This window comes from Stenotrophomonas sp. 10L48, assembly GCF_056395105.1.
The window spans coordinates 344,331-365,396 of the sequence record NZ_JBFTIX010000005.1 but is presented as its reverse complement, the minus strand read 5'-3'; the positions used below and the strand labels follow the sequence as shown (position 1 = coordinate 365,396).

24 protein-coding genes are annotated in these 21,066 nt (G+C 67.0%); 16 read left to right on the top strand and 8 right to left on the bottom strand.

All coding sequences use genetic code 11. The features are described from left to right. Window positions 1–4: 4 nt before the first annotated feature. Entirely contained in the window at window positions 5–1,609 is a 1,605-nt protein-coding gene (murJ, locus tag AC1DCU_RS11005) for a murein biosynthesis integral membrane protein MurJ (RefSeq protein WP_032951562.1), read from the bottom strand. 116 nt (window positions 1,610–1,725) lie between these two features. On the opposite strand from murJ, the gene rpsT reads away from it, so the two are divergent. Continuing rightward, entirely contained in the window at window positions 1,726–1,995 is a 270-nt protein-coding gene (gene rpsT / locus AC1DCU_RS11000) for a 30S ribosomal protein S20 (RefSeq protein ID WP_025873851.1), read from the top strand. A 193-nt stretch (window positions 1,996–2,188) separates the two neighbouring features. On the opposite strand, the gene obgE is transcribed toward rpsT, so the two are convergent. From obgE to rplU, 4 genes are read right to left on the bottom strand one after another with little or no spacing between them, the layout of a single operon-like run. Then, complete coding sequence (obgE, locus tag AC1DCU_RS10995) at window positions 2,189–3,244, bottom strand: GTPase ObgE (protein ID WP_032975970.1); 1,056 nt, start codon at window positions 3,242–3,244, stop codon at window positions 2,189–2,191. After that, window positions 3,241–3,378, bottom strand: coding sequence for a hypothetical protein (locus AC1DCU_RS10990; RefSeq protein WP_157804331.1), 138 nt, complete (start codon window positions 3,376–3,378; stop codon window positions 3,241–3,243). The genes obgE and AC1DCU_RS10990 overlap by 4 nt, the downstream gene beginning before the upstream one ends. Before the next feature lie 59 nt (window positions 3,379–3,437). Next, window positions 3,438–3,701, bottom strand: coding sequence for a 50S ribosomal protein L27 (rpmA, locus tag AC1DCU_RS10985; RefSeq protein WP_176021379.1), 264 nt, complete (start codon window positions 3,699–3,701; stop codon window positions 3,438–3,440). Window positions 3,702–3,712: 11 nt separating this feature from the next. Next, entirely contained in the window at window positions 3,713–4,030 is a 318-nt protein-coding gene (gene rplU / locus AC1DCU_RS10980; protein WP_004148331.1) for a 50S ribosomal protein L21, read from the bottom strand. A 317-nt stretch (window positions 4,031–4,347) separates the two neighbouring features. Here rplU and uvrA point away from each other — a divergent pair, with 317 nt between their 5' ends. The 3 genes from uvrA to AC1DCU_RS10965 all read left to right on the top strand — a co-directional run bounded on the left by uvrA (window position 4,348) and on the right by AC1DCU_RS10965 (window position 8,553). Next, window positions 4,348–7,344, top strand: a complete 2,997-nt coding sequence (gene uvrA, locus AC1DCU_RS10975; protein WP_099842122.1) for an excinuclease ABC subunit UvrA — start codon at window positions 4,348–4,350, stop codon at window positions 7,342–7,344. Continuing rightward, a complete protein-coding gene (locus AC1DCU_RS10970) occupies window positions 7,344–7,751 on the top strand; it encodes an acyl-CoA thioesterase (RefSeq protein WP_025873855.1) in 408 nt (135 codons plus the stop codon). The genes uvrA and AC1DCU_RS10970 overlap by 1 nt, the downstream gene beginning before the upstream one ends. Before the next feature lie 76 nt (window positions 7,752–7,827). Then, complete coding sequence (locus tag AC1DCU_RS10965; RefSeq protein WP_080149416.1) at window positions 7,828–8,553, top strand: enolase; 726 nt, start codon at window positions 7,828–7,830, stop codon at window positions 8,551–8,553. Window positions 8,554–8,656: 103 nt separating this feature from the next. Here the strand turns inward: AC1DCU_RS10965 and AC1DCU_RS10960 are convergent, their stop codons facing one another. After that, complete coding sequence (locus tag AC1DCU_RS10960; RefSeq protein ID WP_025873857.1) at window positions 8,657–9,106, bottom strand: copper chaperone PCu(A)C; 450 nt, start codon at window positions 9,104–9,106, stop codon at window positions 8,657–8,659. 35 nt (window positions 9,107–9,141) lie between these two features. On the opposite strand from AC1DCU_RS10960, the gene AC1DCU_RS10955 reads away from it, so the two are divergent. The 4 genes from AC1DCU_RS10955 to AC1DCU_RS10940 all read left to right on the top strand — a co-directional run bounded on the left by AC1DCU_RS10955 (window position 9,142) and on the right by AC1DCU_RS10940 (window position 12,850). Beyond that, a complete protein-coding gene (locus AC1DCU_RS10955; RefSeq protein ID WP_093817639.1) occupies window positions 9,142–9,918 on the top strand; it encodes an enoyl-CoA hydratase/isomerase family protein in 777 nt (258 codons plus the stop codon). Between the two features lie 153 nt (window positions 9,919–10,071). Then, window positions 10,072–10,971 carry an acyl-CoA thioesterase II gene (tesB, locus tag AC1DCU_RS10950; protein ID WP_032951563.1) on the top strand — a complete coding sequence of 300 codons (900 nt, stop codon included), beginning with the start codon at window positions 10,072–10,074 and terminating at the stop codon, window positions 10,969–10,971. Between the two features lie 3 nt (window positions 10,972–10,974). Continuing rightward, window positions 10,975–11,484: a pathogenicity-like protein gene (locus tag AC1DCU_RS10945; protein ID WP_442252392.1), complete on the top strand. Its 510-nt coding sequence runs from the start codon at window positions 10,975–10,977 to the stop codon at window positions 11,482–11,484. A gap of 148 nt (window positions 11,485–11,632) precedes the next feature. After that, window positions 11,633–12,850 (top strand): RNA polymerase sigma factor, encoded by a 1,218-nt coding sequence (locus tag AC1DCU_RS10940; RefSeq protein WP_032975964.1) that lies wholly within the window; start codon window positions 11,633–11,635, stop codon window positions 12,848–12,850. A gap of 51 nt (window positions 12,851–12,901) precedes the next feature. Here the strand turns inward: AC1DCU_RS10940 and AC1DCU_RS10935 are convergent, their stop codons facing one another. Next, a complete protein-coding gene (locus tag AC1DCU_RS10935; RefSeq protein ID WP_442252391.1) occupies window positions 12,902–13,465 on the bottom strand; it encodes an EF-hand domain-containing protein in 564 nt (187 codons plus the stop codon). A gap of 156 nt (window positions 13,466–13,621) precedes the next feature. On the opposite strand from AC1DCU_RS10935, the gene AC1DCU_RS10930 reads away from it, so the two are divergent. Both AC1DCU_RS10930 and AC1DCU_RS10925 read left to right on the top strand, forming a co-directional pair. Continuing rightward, the gene (locus AC1DCU_RS10930) at window positions 13,622–14,377 is read left to right on the top strand and encodes an arginyltransferase (RefSeq protein ID WP_032975961.1); all 756 of its coding nucleotides are present in this window, start codon (window positions 13,622–13,624) and stop codon (window positions 14,375–14,377) included. Window positions 14,378–14,415: 38 nt separating this feature from the next. Next, window positions 14,416–15,621: an endonuclease/exonuclease/phosphatase family protein gene (locus tag AC1DCU_RS10925; protein WP_442252390.1), complete on the top strand. Its 1,206-nt coding sequence runs from the start codon at window positions 14,416–14,418 to the stop codon at window positions 15,619–15,621. Window positions 15,622–15,710: 89 nt separating this feature from the next. Here the strand turns inward: AC1DCU_RS10925 and purT are convergent, their stop codons facing one another. After that, window positions 15,711–16,898: a formate-dependent phosphoribosylglycinamide formyltransferase gene (gene purT / locus AC1DCU_RS10920; RefSeq protein WP_442252278.1), complete on the bottom strand. Its 1,188-nt coding sequence runs from the start codon at window positions 16,896–16,898 to the stop codon at window positions 15,711–15,713. A 145-nt stretch (window positions 16,899–17,043) separates the two neighbouring features. Between purT and AC1DCU_RS10915 the strand changes: the two genes are divergently transcribed. From AC1DCU_RS10915 to AC1DCU_RS10890, 6 genes are read left to right on the top strand one after another with little or no spacing between them, the layout of a single operon-like run. Next, window positions 17,044–17,925 carry an SPFH domain-containing protein gene (locus AC1DCU_RS10915; RefSeq protein WP_442252277.1) on the top strand — a complete coding sequence of 294 codons (882 nt, stop codon included), beginning with the start codon at window positions 17,044–17,046 and terminating at the stop codon, window positions 17,923–17,925. A 45-nt stretch (window positions 17,926–17,970) separates the two neighbouring features. Continuing rightward, window positions 17,971–18,150 carry a type II toxin-antitoxin system antitoxin gene (locus AC1DCU_RS10910; protein ID WP_005412615.1) on the top strand — a complete coding sequence of 60 codons (180 nt, stop codon included), beginning with the start codon at window positions 17,971–17,973 and terminating at the stop codon, window positions 18,148–18,150. Beyond that, window positions 18,147–18,326 carry a DUF4177 domain-containing protein gene (locus AC1DCU_RS10905; RefSeq protein ID WP_025873867.1) on the top strand — a complete coding sequence of 60 codons (180 nt, stop codon included), beginning with the start codon at window positions 18,147–18,149 and terminating at the stop codon, window positions 18,324–18,326. The genes AC1DCU_RS10910 and AC1DCU_RS10905 overlap by 4 nt, the downstream gene beginning before the upstream one ends. Window positions 18,327–18,328: 2 nt before the next feature. Then, window positions 18,329–19,618 (top strand): alpha/beta hydrolase, encoded by a 1,290-nt coding sequence (locus AC1DCU_RS10900; protein WP_313444185.1) that lies wholly within the window; start codon window positions 18,329–18,331, stop codon window positions 19,616–19,618. Then, the gene (locus AC1DCU_RS10895) at window positions 19,615–20,208 is read left to right on the top strand and encodes a PH domain-containing protein (protein ID WP_442252276.1); all 594 of its coding nucleotides are present in this window, start codon (window positions 19,615–19,617) and stop codon (window positions 20,206–20,208) included. The genes AC1DCU_RS10900 and AC1DCU_RS10895 overlap by 4 nt, the downstream gene beginning before the upstream one ends. Window positions 20,209–20,217: 9 nt before the next feature. Continuing rightward, window positions 20,218–21,027 carry a M15 family metallopeptidase gene (locus AC1DCU_RS10890; RefSeq protein ID WP_442252275.1) on the top strand — a complete coding sequence of 270 codons (810 nt, stop codon included), beginning with the start codon at window positions 20,218–20,220 and terminating at the stop codon, window positions 21,025–21,027. Window positions 21,028–21,066 lie beyond the last annotated feature (39 nt).

Here is a 21,066-nt window from a genome sequence, read left to right as displayed (position 1 = left end):
ACGATCAATGCCCACGCAGGTCGCGCGGACGGAAGCCCATCGCCACCATCGCAAGCAGATAGGTCAGCCCGCCACCGCCGACCAGCAGGCCGAGCGCGCCGATCCGTTCCCACACGCCCATCGACGAGAAGCCCGGCAGCCAGTACAGCAGGGCCAGCAGCACGCCGACCATCGCCGTGCACGCCAGCAGCAGGCGCAGCAGGTAGCCACCCCAGCCCGGACGCCGCTGGTAGACATCGGTCTTGCCCAGCCAGTACCAGAGCAGCCCCAGGTTCAGGTAACTGGACAGCGCGCTGGCGATGCCCAGCGCCAGGTGCAGGCCGGGCTGCTTGCCCAGCGCCGCCATCACCCCCTGCGCCTTCAGCTCGTCGGGCACCATCACCTGGTACAGCACCGCCAGCAGGGCGAAGTTGAACACCATGTTGGCCACCAGCGCGGCGACGCCGGCGCGCACCGGCGTCCTGGTGTCCTGGCGCGCGTAGAACGCCGGCAGCACCACCTTCAGCAGCGCGAACGCCGGCAGGCCGAAGCTCAGGCCGTACACCGACAGCGCCGTCATGCGGGTGTCGAAGGCGGTGAACTGGCCGTGCTGGAAGATCGTGGAGATCAGCGGTTCGGCCAGCAGCAGCAGGCCCAGCATGGCCGGCACCGAGATCAGCAGGGTCATGCGCAGGCCCCAGTCCAGCGAGCGCGAGAAGCCTTCGCGGTCGGTGCTGACGTGGTGCCGGGCCAGCGCCGGCAGGATCACCGTGCCCAGGGCCACGCCGAACACGCCCAGCGGCAGTTCCAGGAAGCGATCGGCCAGCGACAGCCAGGACTGCGAGCCATCGGTCAGCTTGGCGGCGATGACGGTGTCCAGCAGCAGGTTGATCTGCGCCACCGACGAGCCGAACAGGGTCGGCACCATCAGCGTCATCACCTTGCGCACGCCCGGATGGTTCCAGCCCCAGCGCGGCAGGGTCAGCAGGTCGATGCCCTTCAACGAAGGCAGCTGGAACAGCAGCTGCAGCAGGCCGGCGGCCAGCACCGCCCAGCCGAGGGCGAGGATCTGCTTTTCCGGTGTGCCACCCAACCGCGGCGCCAGCCACAGCGCGCCGGCGATCATGCACAGGTTGAGGATGACCGGCGTCAGCGCCGGCATCGCGAAGCGCTGGAAACTGTTCAGCGCACCGCCGGCCAGGGCGGTCAGCGAGACGAACAGCAGGAACGGGAAGGTCAGGCGGAACAGGTCTATCAGCAGGCCCTGCTTGGCCGGGTCGGTGTCCACCCCACTGGAGAAGACCGACGCCAGCTGCGGCGCGAAGATCAGCGCCAGCGCGGTGACCAGCATCAGCACGCCGCCCAGGGTGCCGGCGGTGCGGGCCATCAGTTCACGCAGCTCGGCGTGGCTGCGGGTTTCCTTCACCTCGGTGAACACCGGCACGAATGCGGTGGCAAAGGAACCCTCGGCGAACAGCCGGCGCAGGAAATTGGGTATCCTGAAGGCGACCCAGAAAGCATCGGTGATGGCGTTGGTGCCGAAGGTCGAGGTCACTACCTGGTCCCGGACCAGGCCGAGAACCCGCGAGACCATGGTCATGCTGCTGAACGACAGCAGGCCCCGCAACATCTTGGGTGAACTCACTCAACGTCCCTCTTGACAATCGACTTGACGTACATTTCTTACGCCATCATACTAGCTAGCTTGCTGTTCCCATAACACCGATTTTTCAGGAAACCACCACCGTGGCCAATATCAAGTCCGCCAAGAAGCGCGCCAAGCAGACCGTCGTGCGCAACGCGCGCAACGTGGCTCAGCGCTCGATGCTGCGCACCGCTGTCAAGAAAGTGATCAAGGCGCTGGACGCCAACGATGCCGCCGGCGCTCAAGCCGCCTTCGCCGTTGCCCAGCCGATCCTGGATCGTTTCAGCGCGCGTGGCCTGATCCACAAGAACAAGGCTGCTCGCCACAAGAGCCGCCTGAACGACCGCATCAAGGCCCTCCAGGCCGCCTGATCCGGTTGGTTGCTGGAGCCCCGGCTCCGGCAGCACGCAAAAGCCCGGCCTCGGCCGGGTTTTTTGTTGCCTGCAATCTGGTAGTGCCGGCCGCCGGCCGGCAACCTCGGTGGATTGCCGCCCAGCGGCCGGCACTACCCACGTACAAAAAAACCCGGCCGAAGCCGGGTTTTTCGCGGGAACCACAACGGCATTACTGCGCGTTGCGTGCCGCCTCGAGCTCGTCTTCCTTCTGGCGATCGAAGAACGCCATGATCCGGCTCATGATCGGGAAGGTGCCTTCGCGACCCAGTGCGGACACCAGGAACCACGGCTCCTTCCAGCCCAGCTCGGCGACGATCTTCTCGGCAGCGGCCTTGGCCTCGTCCTCGAACATCAGGTCGGCCTTGTTCAGCACCAGCCAGCGCGGCTTGGCCAGCAGCTCCGGATCGTGCTTTTCCAGTTCGCGCTCGATGGCACGCACCTGCTCGACCGGCGACACACCTTCCACACCACCTTCCATCGGCGAAATGTCGACGAGATGCAGCAGCAGGCGGGTGCGCTGCAGGTGGCGCAGGAACTGCGCGCCCAGGCCGGCACCGTCGGCAGCACCTTCGATCAGGCCCGGAATATCGGCGATCACGAAGCTGCGGTAGTTTTCCACCTTCACCACACCCAGGTTCGGGTACAGCGTGGTGAACGGGTAATCGGCCACCTTCGGCGTCGCCGCCGAGACGGCGCGGATCAGGGTGCTCTTGCCGGCATTGGGGAAGCCCAGCAGGCCGACGTCGGCCAGCAGCTTCAGCTCCAACTTCAGCGTGCGCTCCTCACCCGGCTCACCCGGCAGCGCCTGGCGCGGCGAGCGGTTGGTGGAGCTCTTGAAATGCATGTTGCCGAGGCCGCCGCGGCCGCCCTTGGCCACCAGCAGGCGGTCGCCATGCTGGGTCAGGTCGCCGATGATTTCATCGGTGGCCACGTTGATGATCACGGTGCCGACCGGCACGGTGATGACCAGGTCTTCGCCACCCTTGCCATAGGCCTGGCGGCCCATGCCGTTCTCGCCGCGCTGCGCCTTGAAGATGCGGTCATGGCGGAAGTCGACCAGGGTGTTCAGGTTTTCGTCGGCGCGGATCCACACGCTGCCGCCCGCACCGCCGTCGCCGCCGTCCGGGCCGCCGAGCGGAATGAACTTCTCGCGACGGAAGCCAATGCAGCCGTTGCCGCCGTTGCCGGCGAACACTTCGATTTCTGCTTCGTCTACCAGTTTCATTGTTTCGATGCCTGCGATGGGCGCGGCATGCACGCCGCCACCTTGATGTAGTGCCGGCCGCTGGCCGACAACCGGGCGATGCCCGTTTTACCATTGATTCCAACGAAAAGCCCCGCCGAAGCGGGGCTCTTCATGCAGCGAGCTCTTCATCCAGCACGGCCATGCCGAGGCATGGGCGCCGGACGCAGCCTTATCAGGCTTCGACCGAGACGACGCTGACGGTGCGACGCTTCTTCGGGCCCTTCACGGTGAACTCCACCTTGCCGTCCGTCAGGGCGAACAGGGTGTGGTCACGGCCGAGGCCGACGCCGGCACCCGGGTGGAACTGGGTGCCGCGCTGACGCACGATGATGTTGCCTGCTTCGATGGCCTGGCCGCCGAAGATCTTGACGCCGAGGTACTTCGGGTTGGAGTCGCGACCGTTGCGCGAAGAGCCTACGCCTTTTTTATGTGCCATGACCTATCTCCTTACTTGCTGCCACCGGCAATGCCGGTGATCTCGATTTCGGTGTAGTACTGACGGTGACCCTGGCGCTTCATGTGGTGCTTACGGCGACGGAACTTGATGATCCGGACCTTGTCAGCACGACCCTGGGACAGGACGGTGGCGGTGACCGCAGCGCCGCTCAGGGCGTCGCCGATCTTGATGCCATCGCTGTCGCCGAGCAGCAGGATGTTGTCGAACTTGATCTCGCTGCCGACTTCGACTTCGAGCTTTTCAATGCGGAGCTTTTCGCCCTGCGCCACGCGGTATTGCTTACCGCCGGTGACCAGTACTGCGTACATGACCAGACTTCCTCTGTAGTTATTGTGGTCTATGGACTGCCGCCGTCGAGGGCGGACAGGAGCGGGATTGTACGCAGAGGGGCCCGGACGGGTCAAGTCAACCCCCTGAACGGCCCGGGGGCCCCCAGGCAGGGGTCGGATCCCTTTTCACACGGCGAAAAGGGATCTGACCCCTGCCTGACAGGCGGTCTCACCGGGTGAGACACCGGGCTGGCATTGTCGCCCATTGCCCCCATCTGGTCACCTCGGTAGGCTGACCGATTGCCGCCCTATCGCTGGCCCGGCGGCCCAGCCACGCCCCCACAACCGGATTCCCCATGGCGATGGATTTCATCCGCATCCGCGGCGCGCGGACGCACAACCTCAAGAACATCGACCTCGACCTGCCCCGCGACAAACTGATCGTGATCACCGGCCTGTCCGGCTCGGGCAAGTCGTCGCTGGCGTTCGACACCATCTATGCCGAGGGTCAGCGGCGTTACGTCGAGTCCCTGTCGGCGTACGCGCGGCAGTTCCTGAGCGTGATGGAAAAGCCGGACCTGGACCATATCGAAGGCCTGTCGCCGGCGATCTCGATCGAGCAGAAGTCGACCTCGCACAACCCGCGCTCGACGGTCGGCACCATCACCGAGATCTACGACTACCTGCGCCTGTTGTATGCACGCGTCGGCACGCCGCGTTGCCCCGACCACGGCTATCCGCTGGAAGCGCAGACGGTCAGCCAGATGGTCGACCATATGCTGACGCTGGACCCGGAACAGCGCTACATGCTGCTGGCGCCGGTGATCCGCGACCGCAAGGGCGAGCACGCGCAGGTGTTCGACCAGCTGCGCGCACAGGGCTTCGTGCGTGTACGCGTGGATGGCGAACTGTACGAAATCGACGCGGTGCCGCCGCTGGCGCTGCGCCAGAAGCACACCATCGAAGCGGTGATCGATCGCTTCCGCCCGCGCGAAGACATCAAGCAGCGCCTGGCCGAGAGCTTCGAAACCGCCCTGAAGCTGGGTGATGGCATGGCGTCGGTGCAGTCGCTGGACGATGCCGCTGCAACCCCTACCCTGTTCTCGTCCAAGTATTCCTGCCCGGTCTGCGACTACTCGCTGCCGGAACTGGAGCCGCGCCTGTTTTCGTTCAACGCACCGATGGGCGCCTGCCCCGGCTGCGACGGGCTGGGTATGGCCGAGTTCTTCGACCCCTCGCGCGTGGTGGTGCATCCGGAGCTGTCGCTGGCGGCCGGTGCCGTGCGTGGTTGGGATCGCCGCAATGCCTATTACTTCCAGCTGATCGCCTCGCTGGCCAAGCACTACAAGTTCGACACCGACGCGGCGTGGAACTCGCTGCCGGCAAAGGTGCAGCAGGCCGTGCTGTACGGCAGCGGCGAGGATGCGATCACCTTCACCTACTTCACCGAGGCCGGTGGCCGCACCCAGCGCAAGCACCGCTTCGAAGGCATCATTCCCAACCTCGAACGCCGCTACAAGGAAACCGAATCGGCGGCGGTGCAGGAAGAGCTGGGCAAGTACATCAGCGAACATGCCTGCCCCGAGTGCAACGGCGCGCGCCTGAACAAGGCCGCACGCAACGTGTTCGTGGCCGACCGCCCGCTGCCGGAACTGGTGGTGCTGCCGATCGATGAAGCCCTGAAGTTCTTCAGTGAACTGAGCCTGCCGGGCTGGCGTGGCGAGATCGCCGCGAAGATCGTCAAGGAGATCGGCGAACGCCTCGGCTTCCTGGTCGACGTCGGCCTGGATTACCTGACCCTGGAGCGCAAGGCCGACACCCTGTCCGGTGGCGAGGCACAGCGCATCCGCCTGGCCAGCCAGATCGGTGCTGGTCTGGTGGGCGTGATGTACGTGCTCGATGAGCCGTCCATCGGCCTGCACCAGCGCGACAACGAGCGCCTGCTGGGCACCCTCACCCGCCTGCGCGACCTTGGCAACACGGTGATCGTGGTCGAGCACGACGAAGATGCGATCCGCCTGGCCGACTACGTGCTGGACATCGGTCCGGGTGCGGGCGTGCACGGCGGTGAGATCGTCGGCCAGGGCAGCCTGCAGGACCTCCTGGATGCGCCGCGTTCGCTGACCGGCCAGTACCTGTCGGGCAAGCGCGCGATCAAGATCCCGGCGCGCCGGCACAAGCCGAACCCGAAGATGACGCTGCATCTGCGTGGCGCCACCGGCAACAACCTGAAAGGCGTGGACCTGGCCATCCCGGCAGGGCTGCTGACCTGCGTGACCGGTGTGTCCGGCTCGGGCAAGTCAACCCTGATCAACGACACCCTGTTCTCGCTGGCTGCCAACGAGATCAACGGCGCCTCGCACCCGATCGCGCCGTACAAGGAGATCGATGGCCTGGACCTGTTCGACAAGGTGGTGGACATCGACCAGTCGCCGATCGGCCGCACCCCGCGCTCGAACCCGGCCACCTACACCGGCTTGTTCACTCCGCTGCGCGAGCTGTTCGCACAGGTGCCCGAATCGCGTGCGCGCGGCTATTCGCCGGGACGCTTCAGTTTCAACGTGCGTGGCGGCCGCTGCGAGGCCTGCCAGGGCGATGGCCTGATCAAGGTCGAGATGCACTTCCTGCCCGACGTGTACGTGCCCTGCGACGTCTGCCATGGCAAGCGCTACAACCGCGAAACGCTGGAGATCCTGTACAAGGGCTTCAACATCAACGACGTGCTGGAAATGACCGTCGAAGATGCACTGAAGCTGTTCGAACCGGTCCCGTCCATCGCCCGCAAACTGGAGACCCTGGTTGATGTCGGCCTGAGCTACATCAAGCTGGGGCAGAGCGCGACCACGCTGTCCGGTGGTGAAGCGCAGCGCGTGAAGCTGTCCAAGGAACTGTCGCGCCGCGATACCGGCCGCACCCTGTACATCCTCGACGAGCCGACCACCGGCCTGCACTTCCACGACATCGAGGCGCTGCTCGGCGTGCTGCACAAGCTGCGCGACGAGGGCAACACGGTGGTGGTGATCGAGCACAACCTGGACGTCATCAAGACCGCGGACTGGATCGTCGACCTGGGTCCGGAAGGCGGTCATCGCGGCGGCACCATCCTGGTGACCGGCACGCCGGAAGACGTGGCCGCATGCCCGGATTCGTATACCGGGCAGTTCCTCGCCCGGATGCTGCCGTCCACCAGCGCGCGACCGGACCAGCCCGCCGCCGTGGCCAACAAGCCCGATGCGCGCCCGCCGCGCAAGGTGAAGCCCGAGAAGCCGGCGAAGAAGGCAGCCGCCGCCAAGAGCACCGGCAAGGCCAGCAAGACCGCCACGGCCGGCACCAAGAAGAAGAAGGACGCCTGATGAGCAGCGAACACAAGATCCTGGCCCGCATTCCGATCAGCGTGCGCTGGCGTGACATGGACAGCATGGGCCACGTCAACAACGCCAAGTACATCTCCTACCTGGAAGAGGCGCGCGTGCGCTGGATGCTGGGCGTGGAAGGCGTGTCGATGACCGACCGCATCGCACCGGTGGTGGCCGCCACCAACGTCAACTACCGGTTGCCGATCGTGTGGCCCAACGACATCCTGGTTGAGCTGTTCGTCGAGCGCCTGGGCAACAGCAGCGTGACCATCGGTCATCGCATCGTCGACCAGCAGGACGAGTCGAAGCTGTATTCGGACGGCAACGTGGTGGTGGTCTGGATGGACACGCAGACCGGCAAGAGCGCGCCGCTGCCGGACGCGATCCGCAGCGCATCCACCTGAAGGTAGTGCCGGCCGCTGGCCGGCACTCTCCCCGCCGGGCATGGCCCGGCGCGACCGTTCCAATCAAAGGACTGACATGATCCACCAGACTGAACTGCGCGACCTGCTGCCCGGCATGGTCCCCTTCCCCGCCGACGTATTCCCCGATGACCAGGCTTGGCTTGGCCAGCACCTGTTGCCGCTGCTGAAAATCGACCTCGGCGTGCTGCGCCCGGAACTGGCCGGCAGCGTGGCCACGATGCTGTGCCCGATCGAGCCCTACGACGGCTGTATTGGTGAAACCACCGAAGAGCACCACAACGCGTTAACCGGCACCAACTGGATCGCCTTTGCACTGACCGCCGACAACCGCATGCGTTTCCTCGGTGAGGAGGGCTACTTCATCGGCGACCAGGTGCAGGACAAGCACGCGCTGAAGCACATCGCTGAGATGCGTGAGAGCTACAGCAAGGCACGTGCGTACTTCCAGCAGCATGGACGCCTGGCCAGCTATTCGCGCTATGGCGACGGCGAGCCCGGCGAGCAGGCGTACCTCGATGTGCTGGGCGGGCAGATCTCGACCGGCAACTGGATCGAAACCGCGGAGATTCCGGCCGCCTTCGCGCTGGCGTTCACCGAGGCTGCCGACGACCGGCATGCGCCGGACGATGCCGAGCGCGCGATCATCACCCGCGATGGCCACAAGTTCTTCGCCGTGGCCGAAGTGGCCGGCTACAACTGGTGTGCAACCGGTGCCGATGCGATCGTGATGCTGTACGAGCCGGAAAGCCGCACGGTGCTGTTCTCGTACGACTGGTCGTAAGCCCCACCGCGCTGTGCGCTCGCCGGGCATGGCCCGGCGCTACCGATTAAGCCCCACCGCGCTGCGCGCTCGCCGGGCCATGCCCGGCGGAACGAGCGCCGCGTTACGGCGCGGCCTTGCGCACTATCAGGGCCGTGCTGACTTCGGTGCCCCCCTCCAGTTGCACCTGCAGCCACACGGGCTGCCCCTCCTCCAATACGCGCCTGCCGTCCATCAACATCAGGTGCAGGCCGCCGGGCTTGAGCACGGCACGTTCGCCCGGCGCCAATGGCAGGCGCTCGACAGCACGCATGCGGCTGACCCCGTCGACGATCCGGGTCTCGTGCAACGACACATCACCGAAACTCGCACTGCGCGCACCGATGATGGTCACCGCGGTGGAGCAGCCGTTGCGGATCACGCCATAGCCGGCAGTCATGGGCGTCGCCGTCGGGCTGGGCGGCAGACGTACCCAGCCCTGCGAGACGGTGACGCACTCCGGCACCGCGGCCGCCGCCGATGCTGCGCCCGCACACATCATCAACAGTACGCCAACGAATGGTTTGGTTATCATCGCCCAGGTTCCTTCTTCGCAACGAGACCCGCAGCATGACGACGCTCATCGAGGTGATCAACCATGGCCCCATCCGCGAACTGCGGCTGGCGCGGCCGCCGGTCAATGCACTGGACACCGAGCTGTGCCGGCAGTTGATCCATGCCATCGAACTGGCGATGGCCGAGGACGCGCACGGCATCGTGCTGTCCGGCAGCGAGCGCATCTTCACCGGCGGCATGGACGTGCCGCACCTGCTCTCGCATGGTGATGACAAGCACAAGCTGCTGGACACCTGGAACGCGTTCTTCGGCGCGGTACGCACGCTGGCCGAGAGCCGCATCCCGGTGGTTGCGGCGATCACCGGCCATGCACCGGCGGGCGGCTGCGTGCTGGCCCTGTGCTGCGACTACCGGGTGATGGCACGCAGTGCCGATCCGGCGCGCCCGTATGCCATCGGCCTGAACGAAGTGCAGGTCGGCCTGATCGCACCGGAAGGCATCCAGCGCCTGTTGCGCCGTGCGGTGGGCGCGCACCGCTCCAGCGTGCTGCTGGCCACCGGCGCGCTGGTACCGGCCGAACAGGCGCTGCAGATCGGCCTGGTCGACGAACTGGTGGATGGCGAACTGGTGGCGGCCCGTGCGGTGGCCTGGCTGCAGGACCTGCTGAAGCAGCCGCGGCAGCCGATGCTGCTGACCCGTGCCATTGCCCGCGCCGAGCTGCACGACGCCCTGCATCCGGACCTGATCCAGCTCGACCGCTTCGTCGAGGCCTGGTTCGCCCCGGATGCGCAGAACGCACTGCAGGCACTGGTGGCGCGTCTCGGCAAGTAAACGGTAGTGCCGGCCGCTGGCCGGCAGCCTGGCGATCCTTCCGGGACGCCTGCGGATGCCGGCCAGCGGCCGGCACTACCGAAGATGGGGCATCCGGCCTACACCGGTATAATCGACCCCTCTTTCATCGCTGTGGCCGCCCCCTTGAACGACATGCCCGAACCCGTCGTCTCCGAGCTGATCGATCTGCTCACCCTGGAGCGGCTGGAGGACAACCTGTTCCGCGGCCAGAGCCGCGACATCGGTACCAAGTACGTGTTCGGCGGGCAGGTGCTGGGCCAGGCCCTGGCGGCCGCGCAGGCCACGGTCGACAATGGTCGCCATGTGCACTCGCTGCACGCCTATTTCCTCCGCGCCGGCAACATCGACCATCCGATCGTCTACGACGTCGACCGTACCCGCGACGGTGGCAGCTTCTCGGTGCGCCGGGTGACCGCCATCCAGCATGGCAAGGTGATCTTCTTCTGCGCGGCCTCGTTCCAGCAGGCCGAATCCGGTGCCGAGCACCAGCACAAGATGCCCGAAGTGCCGCAACCGGAAGACATCGAACCGAACCGGCCGTTGCCGGCGGAGGTGCTTGAGCGCTTGCCGATCAAGGTGCAGCGCTGGCTCTCGCGCGGCGGTCCGTTCGAGTTCCGCCATGTGTATCCCCGCGATGAACTGAACCCGCCCAAGCGCCCGCCCTACCACCAGGTCTGGCTGCGCCTGAGCGAGCGCGTGGGCGATGCTCCCGAGCTGCACCAGGCACTGCTGGCCTACGCGTCGGACTTCCACCTGCTGGGCACGGCGACCTTCCCGCACGGCATCAGCTACTACCATCCGCACGTGCAGATGGCCTCGCTGGACCACGCGATCTGGTTCCACCGCCCGTTCCGCGCCGACGATTGGCTGCTGTACTCGCTGGACAGCCCCAGTGCGCAGGATTCGCGCGGCCTGGCCCGTGGCCAGTTCTTCACCCGTGATGGCGTGCTGGTTGCCAGCACCGCCCAGGAAGGCTTGATCCGCGTGGTTCCGGACCAGGCAGCAGCGGCCGCCGTGCCGGCCAAGGATTGACCGATGCGTCAGATTTTCAGCAGCCAGCGCGTGGAAACCGTGGAAGGCGTGGCCGAGCTCCTGCGCAGCCACGACATCCAGGTGAAGGTCACCAACGGACGCTCGTACAAGACCCGTCGCCGGGGTCAGTTCAGCTATACCGACCTGGGCAATGCAGGCGCCTACCCTGCGGTGTGGGTCGTGCGCGCCGACGACCAGCCGCGTGCGCGCGAAATCCTGCGCGACGCCCGCCTGCTCGACACCACCCGTCGTGACCACCCGACCGCCGAATTCGCCTTCCGCGATGATGTGCAGGAAAGTGCCGGTGGTCGTGGCTGGGCCTGGCGCATCCGCATTGCCCTGCTGGTGGTGATCGCCGGGGTGGCGCTGGTGATCGGCCTGCGCCATCGCGGTGCCCCTGCCCCAACCGCGCCGGTGCCCACCCCGCAGGCACAGCCGCAGCAAGCACAGCCGACCGCGCCGGCACCGCCGGCAGAAGAGGAAGTGCGGGTCCGCATCCAGCCGTCCACGTAACGCGCAGGTAGTGCCGGGCCATGCCCGGCGAGCGCAGCGGCCTGACAGAAACGCCGCCGGGCATGGCCCGGCGCTACCGGGACGCGAACCGGTCACATTCGGCGCGCGGCTCCGTCATGGGACACAATCCCTGCAGGAGCCCGCCGCCATGACGATCTTCGCCGCAAGCATCGACGAAACCCTGGAACGCGAACTGCCGGCCGCCAGCAGCGGATGCCAGCATGCCTATGGCCGCATCGTGCTGGCCTGCCAGAACACGGTCACCGCCATCGCCCTGGCCATCACCGGCGACCGCCAGGCCAGCGAGGACATCGCCCAGGAAGCGTTCGTGAAGGGCTGGCAGCAGCTGCACCAGCTGCGCAGCGCGAGCAGCTTCCTGCCTTGGCTGCGGCAGATCACCCGCAACCTCGCCCGCGACTGGCTGCGCGCACAACGTGGCCGACCGCTGAGCGGCGAGGCTGCCGAAGTGGCGCTGACCATGGCTGCGGATCCGACCCCGGGCGTGGCCGATCGCCTGCAGCGGCTGGAAGAGGAAATCGCTGCCGAAGACATCATCTCTGCCCTGCCCGCCGACAGCCGCGAAGTCCTGCTGTTGTATTACCGCGAGGGCCAGCATTCGCAGCAGGTGGCCGACCTGCTCGGGCTGAGCGACGCGGCGGTACGCAAGCGCCTGTCACGTGCCCGTGCGCAGGTGCGCGAGGGCCTGCTGCAGCGCTTCGGCGAATTCGCACGCAGCAGCGCGCCCAGTGCTGCGTTCGCAACGGCGGTGGTGTCGATGGTGATGATCGCCGCGCCCGGCACCGCCAGCGCGGCGATCCTGCTGGGAACCGGCGTCGGCGTGGGGGGCAGCAAGCTCGGCCTCGGTGGCGCCAGCGCTGCCGGCGGCACCGCGCTCGGCTCGTTGACCGCCACGCTGGGCCAGCTGCAGATGCTGCCTGCGTCAAGCTGGGCCGCGATCATCGGTGGCGTCGTCGGTGGCGCACTCGGCAGCTATCTCGGAGGGCGTTTCCTGCTGTCCTACGCAGAGACCGGTGCCGAGCAGGTCCAGGTCCGCCGCTTCGTCAACCTCAGCACCGGCACCAGCCTGGGCTGGTGCCTGGCCATCCTGTTCACCGTGCTGCTGCAGGCGCCGATGTGGGCGCAGCTGCTGGTGCTGGCACTGGGCCTGGTGGTGGTCAACTACCAGTGCCTGGTGACGCTGCGGCGAATCATGGCGCCGCTGCTTGCGCGTGATGCAGCCCGGCGTGGGCGTAACGGGATCAACTGGAAGTACGAATCCATGTACGGCCTGACCGGCATGATGGCGGTGAACCTGATCGTCATCGGTGCCCTGGCCTACACGATGACGCTCAGCGGCCGCCTGTAACGGACAACGCCGGCAGTGCGCCGGCGTTGTCGTCGATCACTGCATTGAAAATCAGCGCTGCGGCTTCGGCGCGGCGGCGTCACGGGGGCCGCCGTGGCGCGGGCCACCGTGCATCGGGCCCTTGGCGGCGTCGAACTCGGCCTTGCTCAGCTGGCCATCCTTGTTGGTATCGGCCGCGGCGAACCAGGCGTCACGATGCTGCTTCATGCGCAGCTCGCGGTCGGCCTTGTCCAGGTAGCCATCCTTGTTGAGGTCGAGCTGGTCGAAACGCTCGGCCAGGCGCGGATCGGCCTTGGCTTCGTCACGGCTGATGCGGCCATCCTTGTTCGTGTCCAGCTTGGCCCAGCGCTCGCCGCCGCGACCACCGTGGCGGCCATGCTTCCAGCGCGGCAGCTCATCACGCGAGAGCTTGCCGTCCTTGTTCTTGTCCAGCTCGTCGAACTTTGCGGCCAGGCGCGGGTTGGCCGCCGCTTCGCTGCGGTCGATGACGCCGTCGCCATTGGTATCCAGCTTGGCCGAACGCTGCGCCGGTGCAGCCGGGGTGTCGGCAGCCAAGGCAATGCCGGTCGCGGAGGTGCCGAGCAGCAGGGCCAGCAGCAGGGGGGTACGGATCATGGGGTCACTCCTGGAAATGGGATTGGCATCGGGGTGAACACCTCACCCTCGGAGGACAACAACGCCTGACCACGACCTCGGTTGACGCAGCCGCCCATTCCATTCATCCGGCGGACAGTCGCCGCCATTGCGACAGGCTGGAGCTATGCTGTGCCCATGGCGAGACACGGCGACAGAGACGACGAACTGCGACTGTTCCAGACCGGCGAGCACCCCTGCGGGTACTGGCCGGACCGGGTTGCACGCGACCTGGTGCTGGACCCGCAGGACCGTCGCCTCGGCGGGCTGTACCCGCTGGCCCTGAGCTGGGGCTTCCGACGCAGCGGCGACCTGGTCTATCGCCCGCATTGTGCGAACTGCCACGCCTGCGTCGCCGTGCGCATTCCGGTGGCCCGCTTCGCCCCGGATCGCAGCCAGCGCCGCTGCGCCGCCCGCAATGCCGATCTGGAAGTGCGCATCACCGCGGCCATGCCACGCGAGGATCTGTTCGAGCTGTACCACCGCTACCTGGTGCATCGTCATGCCAAGGGCGGCATGGACGACCACGGCCCGCACGAGTTCGAACAGTTCCTGATCGGCAGCTGGTCGCACACGCGCTTCATGGAAATGCGCCTGCCCGGCCACGACGGGCAGCCCAGCCAGCTGCTGGGCGTGGCGGTAACCGATGTGACCGAGCACGGGCTGTCGGCGGTCTATACCTTCTTCGACCCCGCCCATGCCGCGCGCGGGCTGGGCACGTTCGCGATCCTGCAGCAGCTGGAGTGGGCCCGCCGCGAGGGCCTGCCCCACCTGTACCTGGGCTACTGGATACGCGAGCACCAGAAGATGGACTACAAGCGGCGCTATCGCCCGCTGGAGGCCTACGATGGCCGCCGCTGGCATGATTTCGATGACGAACTGGACGGACGCTGACAAACCACTGACACCGGGCCAGGTGCACAATATGGCCCATGAACGCCAAACCCCTGATTCTCGGCCTGGCCCTGCTCTGTGGCACCGCCGCTCCCGCCTTCGCCACGTCCCCCGCGATGACCGAAAAACCGTCTGCAGCGCTGCGCCTGGCCACCTACAACACCTCGCTGTATTCGGACGAAGCCGGCGGCCTGATCGCCGAGCTGGAAGGCGACAGCGAACATGCGCGCAAGATCGCCGCGGTACTGCAGCAGGCGCGCCCTGACCTGGTGCTGCTGAACGAGTTCGACTTCGATGACGCCCATCGTGCCGCCGACCTGTTCCAGAAGCGCTACCTGGAAGTGGCCCAGCCCGGTGGCGGCAAGCCGCTGCACTTCGCCTACCGCTACCTGGCGCCGGTGAACACCGGCGTGCCCAGTGGCCTGGACCTGGACAACAACGGCGTGGTCGGCGGCGAAGGCCGCGGTCGCGGCAACGACGCCTGGGGCTACGGCCTGCACCCGGGCCAGTACGGCATGCTGGTGCTGTCGCGCTACCCGATCGACGAAGCCAAGGTGCGCAGCTTCCAGCTGCTGAAGTGGAGTGCGATGCCCGGCGCGATCCGCCCGGTCGATCCGCGCACCGGCAAGAGCTTCTACAACGACACCGTCTGGTCGCAGCTGCGGCTGTCGTCGAAGTCGCATTGGGATGTACCGGTGAAGACCCCGGCCGGCGTGGTCCACGCGCTGGTCTCGCACCCGACGCCGCCGGTGTTCGATGGCCCGGAAAAGCGCAACGCCGCGCGCAACCATGACGAACTGCGCCTGTGGCAGGAATACCTGTCCAAGGGTGACAAGCCGTGGCTGTGCGACGACAAGGGCCAGTGCGGCGGCCTGGCCCAGGATGCGCGTTTTGTCATCCTTGGCGACCTCAACAATGATCCGGTCGATGGCGATGGCCGCCACGAGGCGATCGTCGAACTGATCGAGAACGCCCGCGTGCTGCGCTACCCCACCCCACGCAGCATCGGCGCCGAGCAGACCAGCCTGGCCTATGCGGCCAAGGGCATCACCCGCAAGGGTGCACCGTTCCATGCCACCGGCGATTTCGGCCCGAAGTCCGGCACCATGCGCCTGGACTACGTGCTGCCCTCGACCGGTTTCGAGTACCTCGGCAGCGGCGTGTTCTGGCCGGCCAATGAGAGTGCCGAAGCGAAGATCGCCGATGGCAGCGACCACCACCTGGTATGGGTGGATGTGAAATAAACCGATAGCGCCGGGCCATGCCCGGCGGCTTTTCCGGCCGCGTCGCGCGCCCTAGGGGAAGCCGCCGGGCATGGCCCGGCGCTACCGTTTTACGAGCGCAGCTCGACGCCGATCGCTTCGGCGGCATCACGCGCGATGGCACGTGCTTCGTCGACGGTCTCCGCGCGCGCCAGGGTCACGCCCACGCGACGATGGCCATGCACGCTGGGTTTGCCGAACAGGCGCACGGCGGTGTCCGGCACCTGCAATGCAGCGGCGACGTTGTTGAAGTACGGCACGCCTTCGCCATGCGCCAGCAGCGCGCACGAGGCCGATGGGCCACTCTGGCGGATCACCGGGATCGGCAGGCCGAGGATGGCCCGCGAATGCAGCGCGAACTCGCTCAGCTCCTGCGACACCAGCGTCACCAGGCCGGTATCGTGCGGACGCGGTGATACTTCGCTGAACCACACCTCGTCGCCCTTCACGAACAGTTCGACGCCGAACAGCCCCCAGCCACCGAGATCATCGGTGATCGCGCGCGAGATCTCCTCGGCACGCGCCAGCGCCTTGTCCGACATCGGTTGCGGCTGCCAGCTTTCGCGATAGTCGCCCTCCTTCTGCAGGTGGCCGATCGGCGCGCAGAACGAAGTCCCGGCGGCGTGGCGTACGGTCAGCAGGGTGATCTCGTAATCGAAGTCGATGAAACCCTCGACGATGCAGCGGCCAGCGCCGGCACGGCCACCGGTCTGTGCGTATTCCCACGCGGGGGCGATGTCCGCCTCGCTGCGCAGCGTGCTCTGGCCCTTGCCCGAGGACGACATCACCGGCTTGACCACGCACGGCAGGCCGATCGCCGCCACGGCGGCGCGGTACTCGGCCTCGGTGTCGACAAAGCGGTACGGCGAGGTCGGCAGGCCCAGCGTCTCGGCGGCCAGGCGGCGGATGCCCTCACGGTCCATGGTCAGGCGCGCAGCGCGCGCGGTCGGGATCACCCGCAGGCCCTGCTCCTGTTCCAGCTGCACCAGGGTCTCGGTATGGATCGCCTCGATCTCGGGCACCACCAGGTGCGGCTGCTCCTGGGCGATCAACTGGCGCAGGGCCATCGCGTCCAGCATGTCGATCACGTGCGAACGATGTGCCACCTGCATGGCCGGGGCATCGGCGTAACGGTCGGCAGCGATCACTTCCACGCCCAGTCGCTGCAGTTCGATGGCCACTTCCTTGCCAAGTTCGCCCGAGCCCAGCAGCAGCACACGGGTGGCGGAGGGGGACAACGGGGTTCCAAGCTTGGCCATGGCGGGGTTCCAGCAGCGATGTGAAGGCGGGTGGGCATTCTAGCCGGTCCAGCCGCAGTGCCTGGGCACGCCCAGCCGACGAACGGTAGCCCGAATGTGATATCACTTTGATATCTTCAATTCGAACCCTCAAGGACGTACCGCCATGAAAGAGAAGTCGCTGTCCTCCCTCAACGGCCTGGGCGCGCTCGCCGGGTCCCTGGTCGTAGCCTTCGCCGGCGGCGCCCTGTTCGTGGCCGGGGTCGCGGCGAAGGCCAGCACCGGCTCGCCCAACGTGCTGCTGATCCTGGCCGGCCTGCTGATCGCTGCGCTGGCGCTGGTCGCGCTGGCCGGTCTGTACACCGTGCAGCCCAACCAGGCGGCGGTGGTCAGCCTGTTCGGCGAGTACGTCGGCACCGTCAAGGACAACGGCCTGCGCTGGAACAATCCCTTCTTCAGCAAGCGCCGCGTGAGCCAGCGCGTGCGCAATTTCGAGAGCGGCAAGCTGAAGGTCAACGAGCTCGACGGCAGCCCGATCGAGATCGCCGCGGTGATCGTCTGGCAGGTGGTCGATGCCTCCGAAGCGGTCTACAACGTGGACGACTACGAGAGCTTCGTGCACATCCAGTCCGAATCGGCGCTGCGCGCGATGGCCACCAGCTACCCTTATGACCAGCACGAGGACGGCCAGCTGGCGCTGCGCAGCCATGCCAGCGAGATCTCCCAGCACCTGAAGAACGAACTGGCCGAGCGCCTGGCCGATGCCGGCGTGCAGGTGATCGATGCGCGCATCAGCCACCTCGCCTACGCCGCTGAAATCGCCCAGGCGATGCTGCAGCGGCAGCAGGCCAATGCGGTCATCGCCGCACGCACGCGCATCGTCGCCGGTGCGGTCGGCATGGTCGAGATGGCGCTGGCCGAGCTGCAGAAAAACGGCGTGGTGCAGCTGGACGAGGAGCGCAAGGCGCACATGGTCAGCAACCTGTTGACCGTGCTGTGCTCGGACCGCGGCACGCAGCCGGTCGTCAACACCGGCTCGCTGTACTGAGCCACCCTCGCAACGGGGCGCCCCACCGCCCCGCCAGGAGTCTGCATGAGCGAGAAAAAAGCCTATCCGCTGCGCATCAACGCCGAGGTCCTGGCGGCCGCACAGCGCTGGGCGGACGATGAACTGCGCAGCCTCAACGCGCAGATCGAATACGTGCTGCGCGACGCACTGCGCAAGGCAGGCCGCCTGCCGAAACCCAAGCCATCGCCGGAGGACAAGGAATGAGCAAGCGCTGGAGCTACCTGACCGTCGAGGTCAAGACATCCATGATGGGCCTGCAGAAGGCCGATGACATCCAGGCCGAACTGAGCCGCCAGGGCCAGCTGGGCTGGGAACTGGTCAACATCATCGTCCCGGCGCCGATGCGCCCGGCCCTGCTGGTCTTCAAGAAGGAGCTGTGACCATGAGCGCACGCCGCTCGTTGCTTGCTGTTTCCCTTGCCCTGTTGTCCGCCAGTGCATCCGCTGGCGAACCGCAGCAGGTCGCAGCACGCCTGCTCGATCACCTGCAGGCAGGGCGCACCGCCGATGCCGAGGCCATGCTGACCCCGCAGATGGCCGCGGCCGTGCCTGCCGACAAGCTGCAGGGCCTGTGGCAGTCGCTGGGTGAACTGAAGCAGCGCGGCCCGGCGCACAGCAGTGAGCAGCAGGGCCTGCATCTGGTGGAAGTACCGTTGCAGTTCGCCAGTGGCGCGGTGATCGCGCAGGTGGCGGTGAACGGGCAGGACCAAGTGGCTGGCCTGTTGCTGCGCCCGGCCCCGGCCGCCAAGGCAGCGCCACCGCCGGCCGACGCGAACTACAGCGAAGCCGATTTCAGCGTGCCACAGGCACGCGGTGCGCTGCCCGGCACGTTGTCCCTGCCCAAGGGCAAAGGACCTTTCCCGGCCGTAGTGCTGGTGCACGGCTCCGGCCCACAGGATCGCGACGAAACCATCGGTGGCAACCGCCCGTTCCTGGACATCGCCCGCGGCCTGGCCGCACAGGGCATCGCCGTGCTGCGCTACGACAAGCGCACCCATGCCCGTCCCCAGGACTTCCAGAGCGGCACCTTCAACGTTGATGACGAGACCACCGACGATGCCATCGCCGCGTTGAGCGCGTTGGCGGCGGACCCACGCATCGACGGCAAGCGGATCTTCGTGCTCGGCCACAGCCAGGGCGGCATGCTCGCCCCGCGCATCGCCAGCCGCTGGCCACAGGCGCGCGGCGCGATCCTGTGGGCCGCGCCGGCGCGCACATTGCTTGAACTGCTGCCGGAGCAGAACCGCTACCTGCTGTCGCTGGACGGCTCGATCAGCGCCCCGGAACAAGCGTTCCTGGACAAGCTCGACGCGCAGATCGCCGCGGCCCGCAGCAACGCGCCTGCACCCGCCAGCGAACTGCCACTGGGCACGCCGCAGACGTTCTGGAAAAGCATCGAAGCGGTGAACGCACGCGGCGACGCGGTTGCGCTGAAAAAACCACTGCTGATGCTGCACGGGGGCCGTGACTTCCAGATACCGGAAACGGATTGGGCACTGTGGAAAAAAGCCCTGGCCGATCGCCGGGACGTGCAATGGAAGGCCTACCCTGCCCTCAACCACATCGGCATCGCCGGCAGCGGCCCCAGTTCATTGAAGGAATACGCGCAGCCGGGCCACGTGGATGGGCAGCTGATCGATGACGTTGCGCGTTGGGTGGAGGCGCAGCGATGAGCGGCAGTGATGCACGCCCGTTCGAGGTTGCCGAGAGTTCTTCGCTGCGGGTGCTGTGGGTGCTGCTGCCACTGCTGGCGGTACTGGGCGTGGGCATGTGGGCACAGCTGCACGACAATCGCAGCGAGGCTCCCTGGATGGAGGTCACCCTGTCGCCGCCGTTCTTCCTGATGGGCGGCAGCGCGGCATGGAGCCTGGCGGTGATCGTGCTGATGGGCATCGGCCTGGGCTGGGCGTTCTTCCGTCGCCGGGTGGAGCTGGCAGGCAACGTGCTGGACGTGCGTTCAACCTTGTACCGTCGCCGCACGCCGGTGGCCGACCTGCTGCTGGACCAGGCCGAGGTGGTCGACCTGAGCCGTGATCGCCGCTATGGCATCCGTTTCAAGACCAACGGCTACAGCATGCCCGGCTTCTATTCCGGGCACTTCCGCCTGCAGGGCGGCGGCAAGGGCTTTGCCCTGGTCACCGACCGCGCACGCACGCTGGTGATTCCGGTGCACGGCGGCAGCACCCTGCTGCTCAGCCTGGAGCGCCCGCAGGCCCTGCTCGAGGCACTGCGCAAGGTGGCCGCCACGGCGCCACGGCAGTAAGCTGGATCGATGCACCGTAGCACTCCGCTGTTGATCAATACCGAGACCGTCGAAGTGTGGCCTGCGCCGCTGCTGCGCGCGCGCAGCAATCTCGACGCCCGCCTGCTGGCCCGCGCGCAATGGGTACTACGGCGCAAGCGCGATGGCCGCTACCTGGCGGCAGTACTGGCGCACGGTGTGCACTCGCTGGTGCCGCGCCTGCCACGCGAGCCCGGCGTGGAGGACGCGCTGGCCCTGCTGGATGGCGCACGGTCACGACCGTTCGGCGCTGCACTGGAAGACCAGTGGCTGCCGCTGGTTGGCCTGCAGCAGCGCCTGCAGCAGCTGGGCCTGGATGCACAGCGCTATGCGCACGACAGCGGGCTGGCACTGGAAGCCGAGCCGTGCGCGCTGCACTTGGCCGGACGTGATCGCTTTGCCCGCCCGTTGTGGCTGCGCCGCGGTGCCGCGCAGGGCTGGCGACGGATGCGCCTGCATGCCGCCCGGGATGGAGTTGCACTGGACGCGATCTCCGGCTTCCGCAGCCATGCGTATCAGCTCGGCATTTTCGAACGCAAGCTGGCGCGCGGGCAGAGCGTGCCGCAGATCCTGAAGGTCAATGCCGCCCCTGGCTTCAGCGAACACCACAGTGGTCACGCGCTGGACATCGGCACACCGGGGGATGCGCCGGCAGAGGAGACCTTCGAGGCGACCGCTGCGTTTGCGTGGCTGCAGGCCAATGCCGCGGCGCACGGGTTCCATCTGAGCTATCCGCGCGACAACCCGCATGGGATCGTCTACGAACCGTGGCACTGGTGCTGGAAACCGGCCAACGGCTGAGCCCCTCGTGGCAGCTGCTCGACTGCGGTCCTCGGGCTG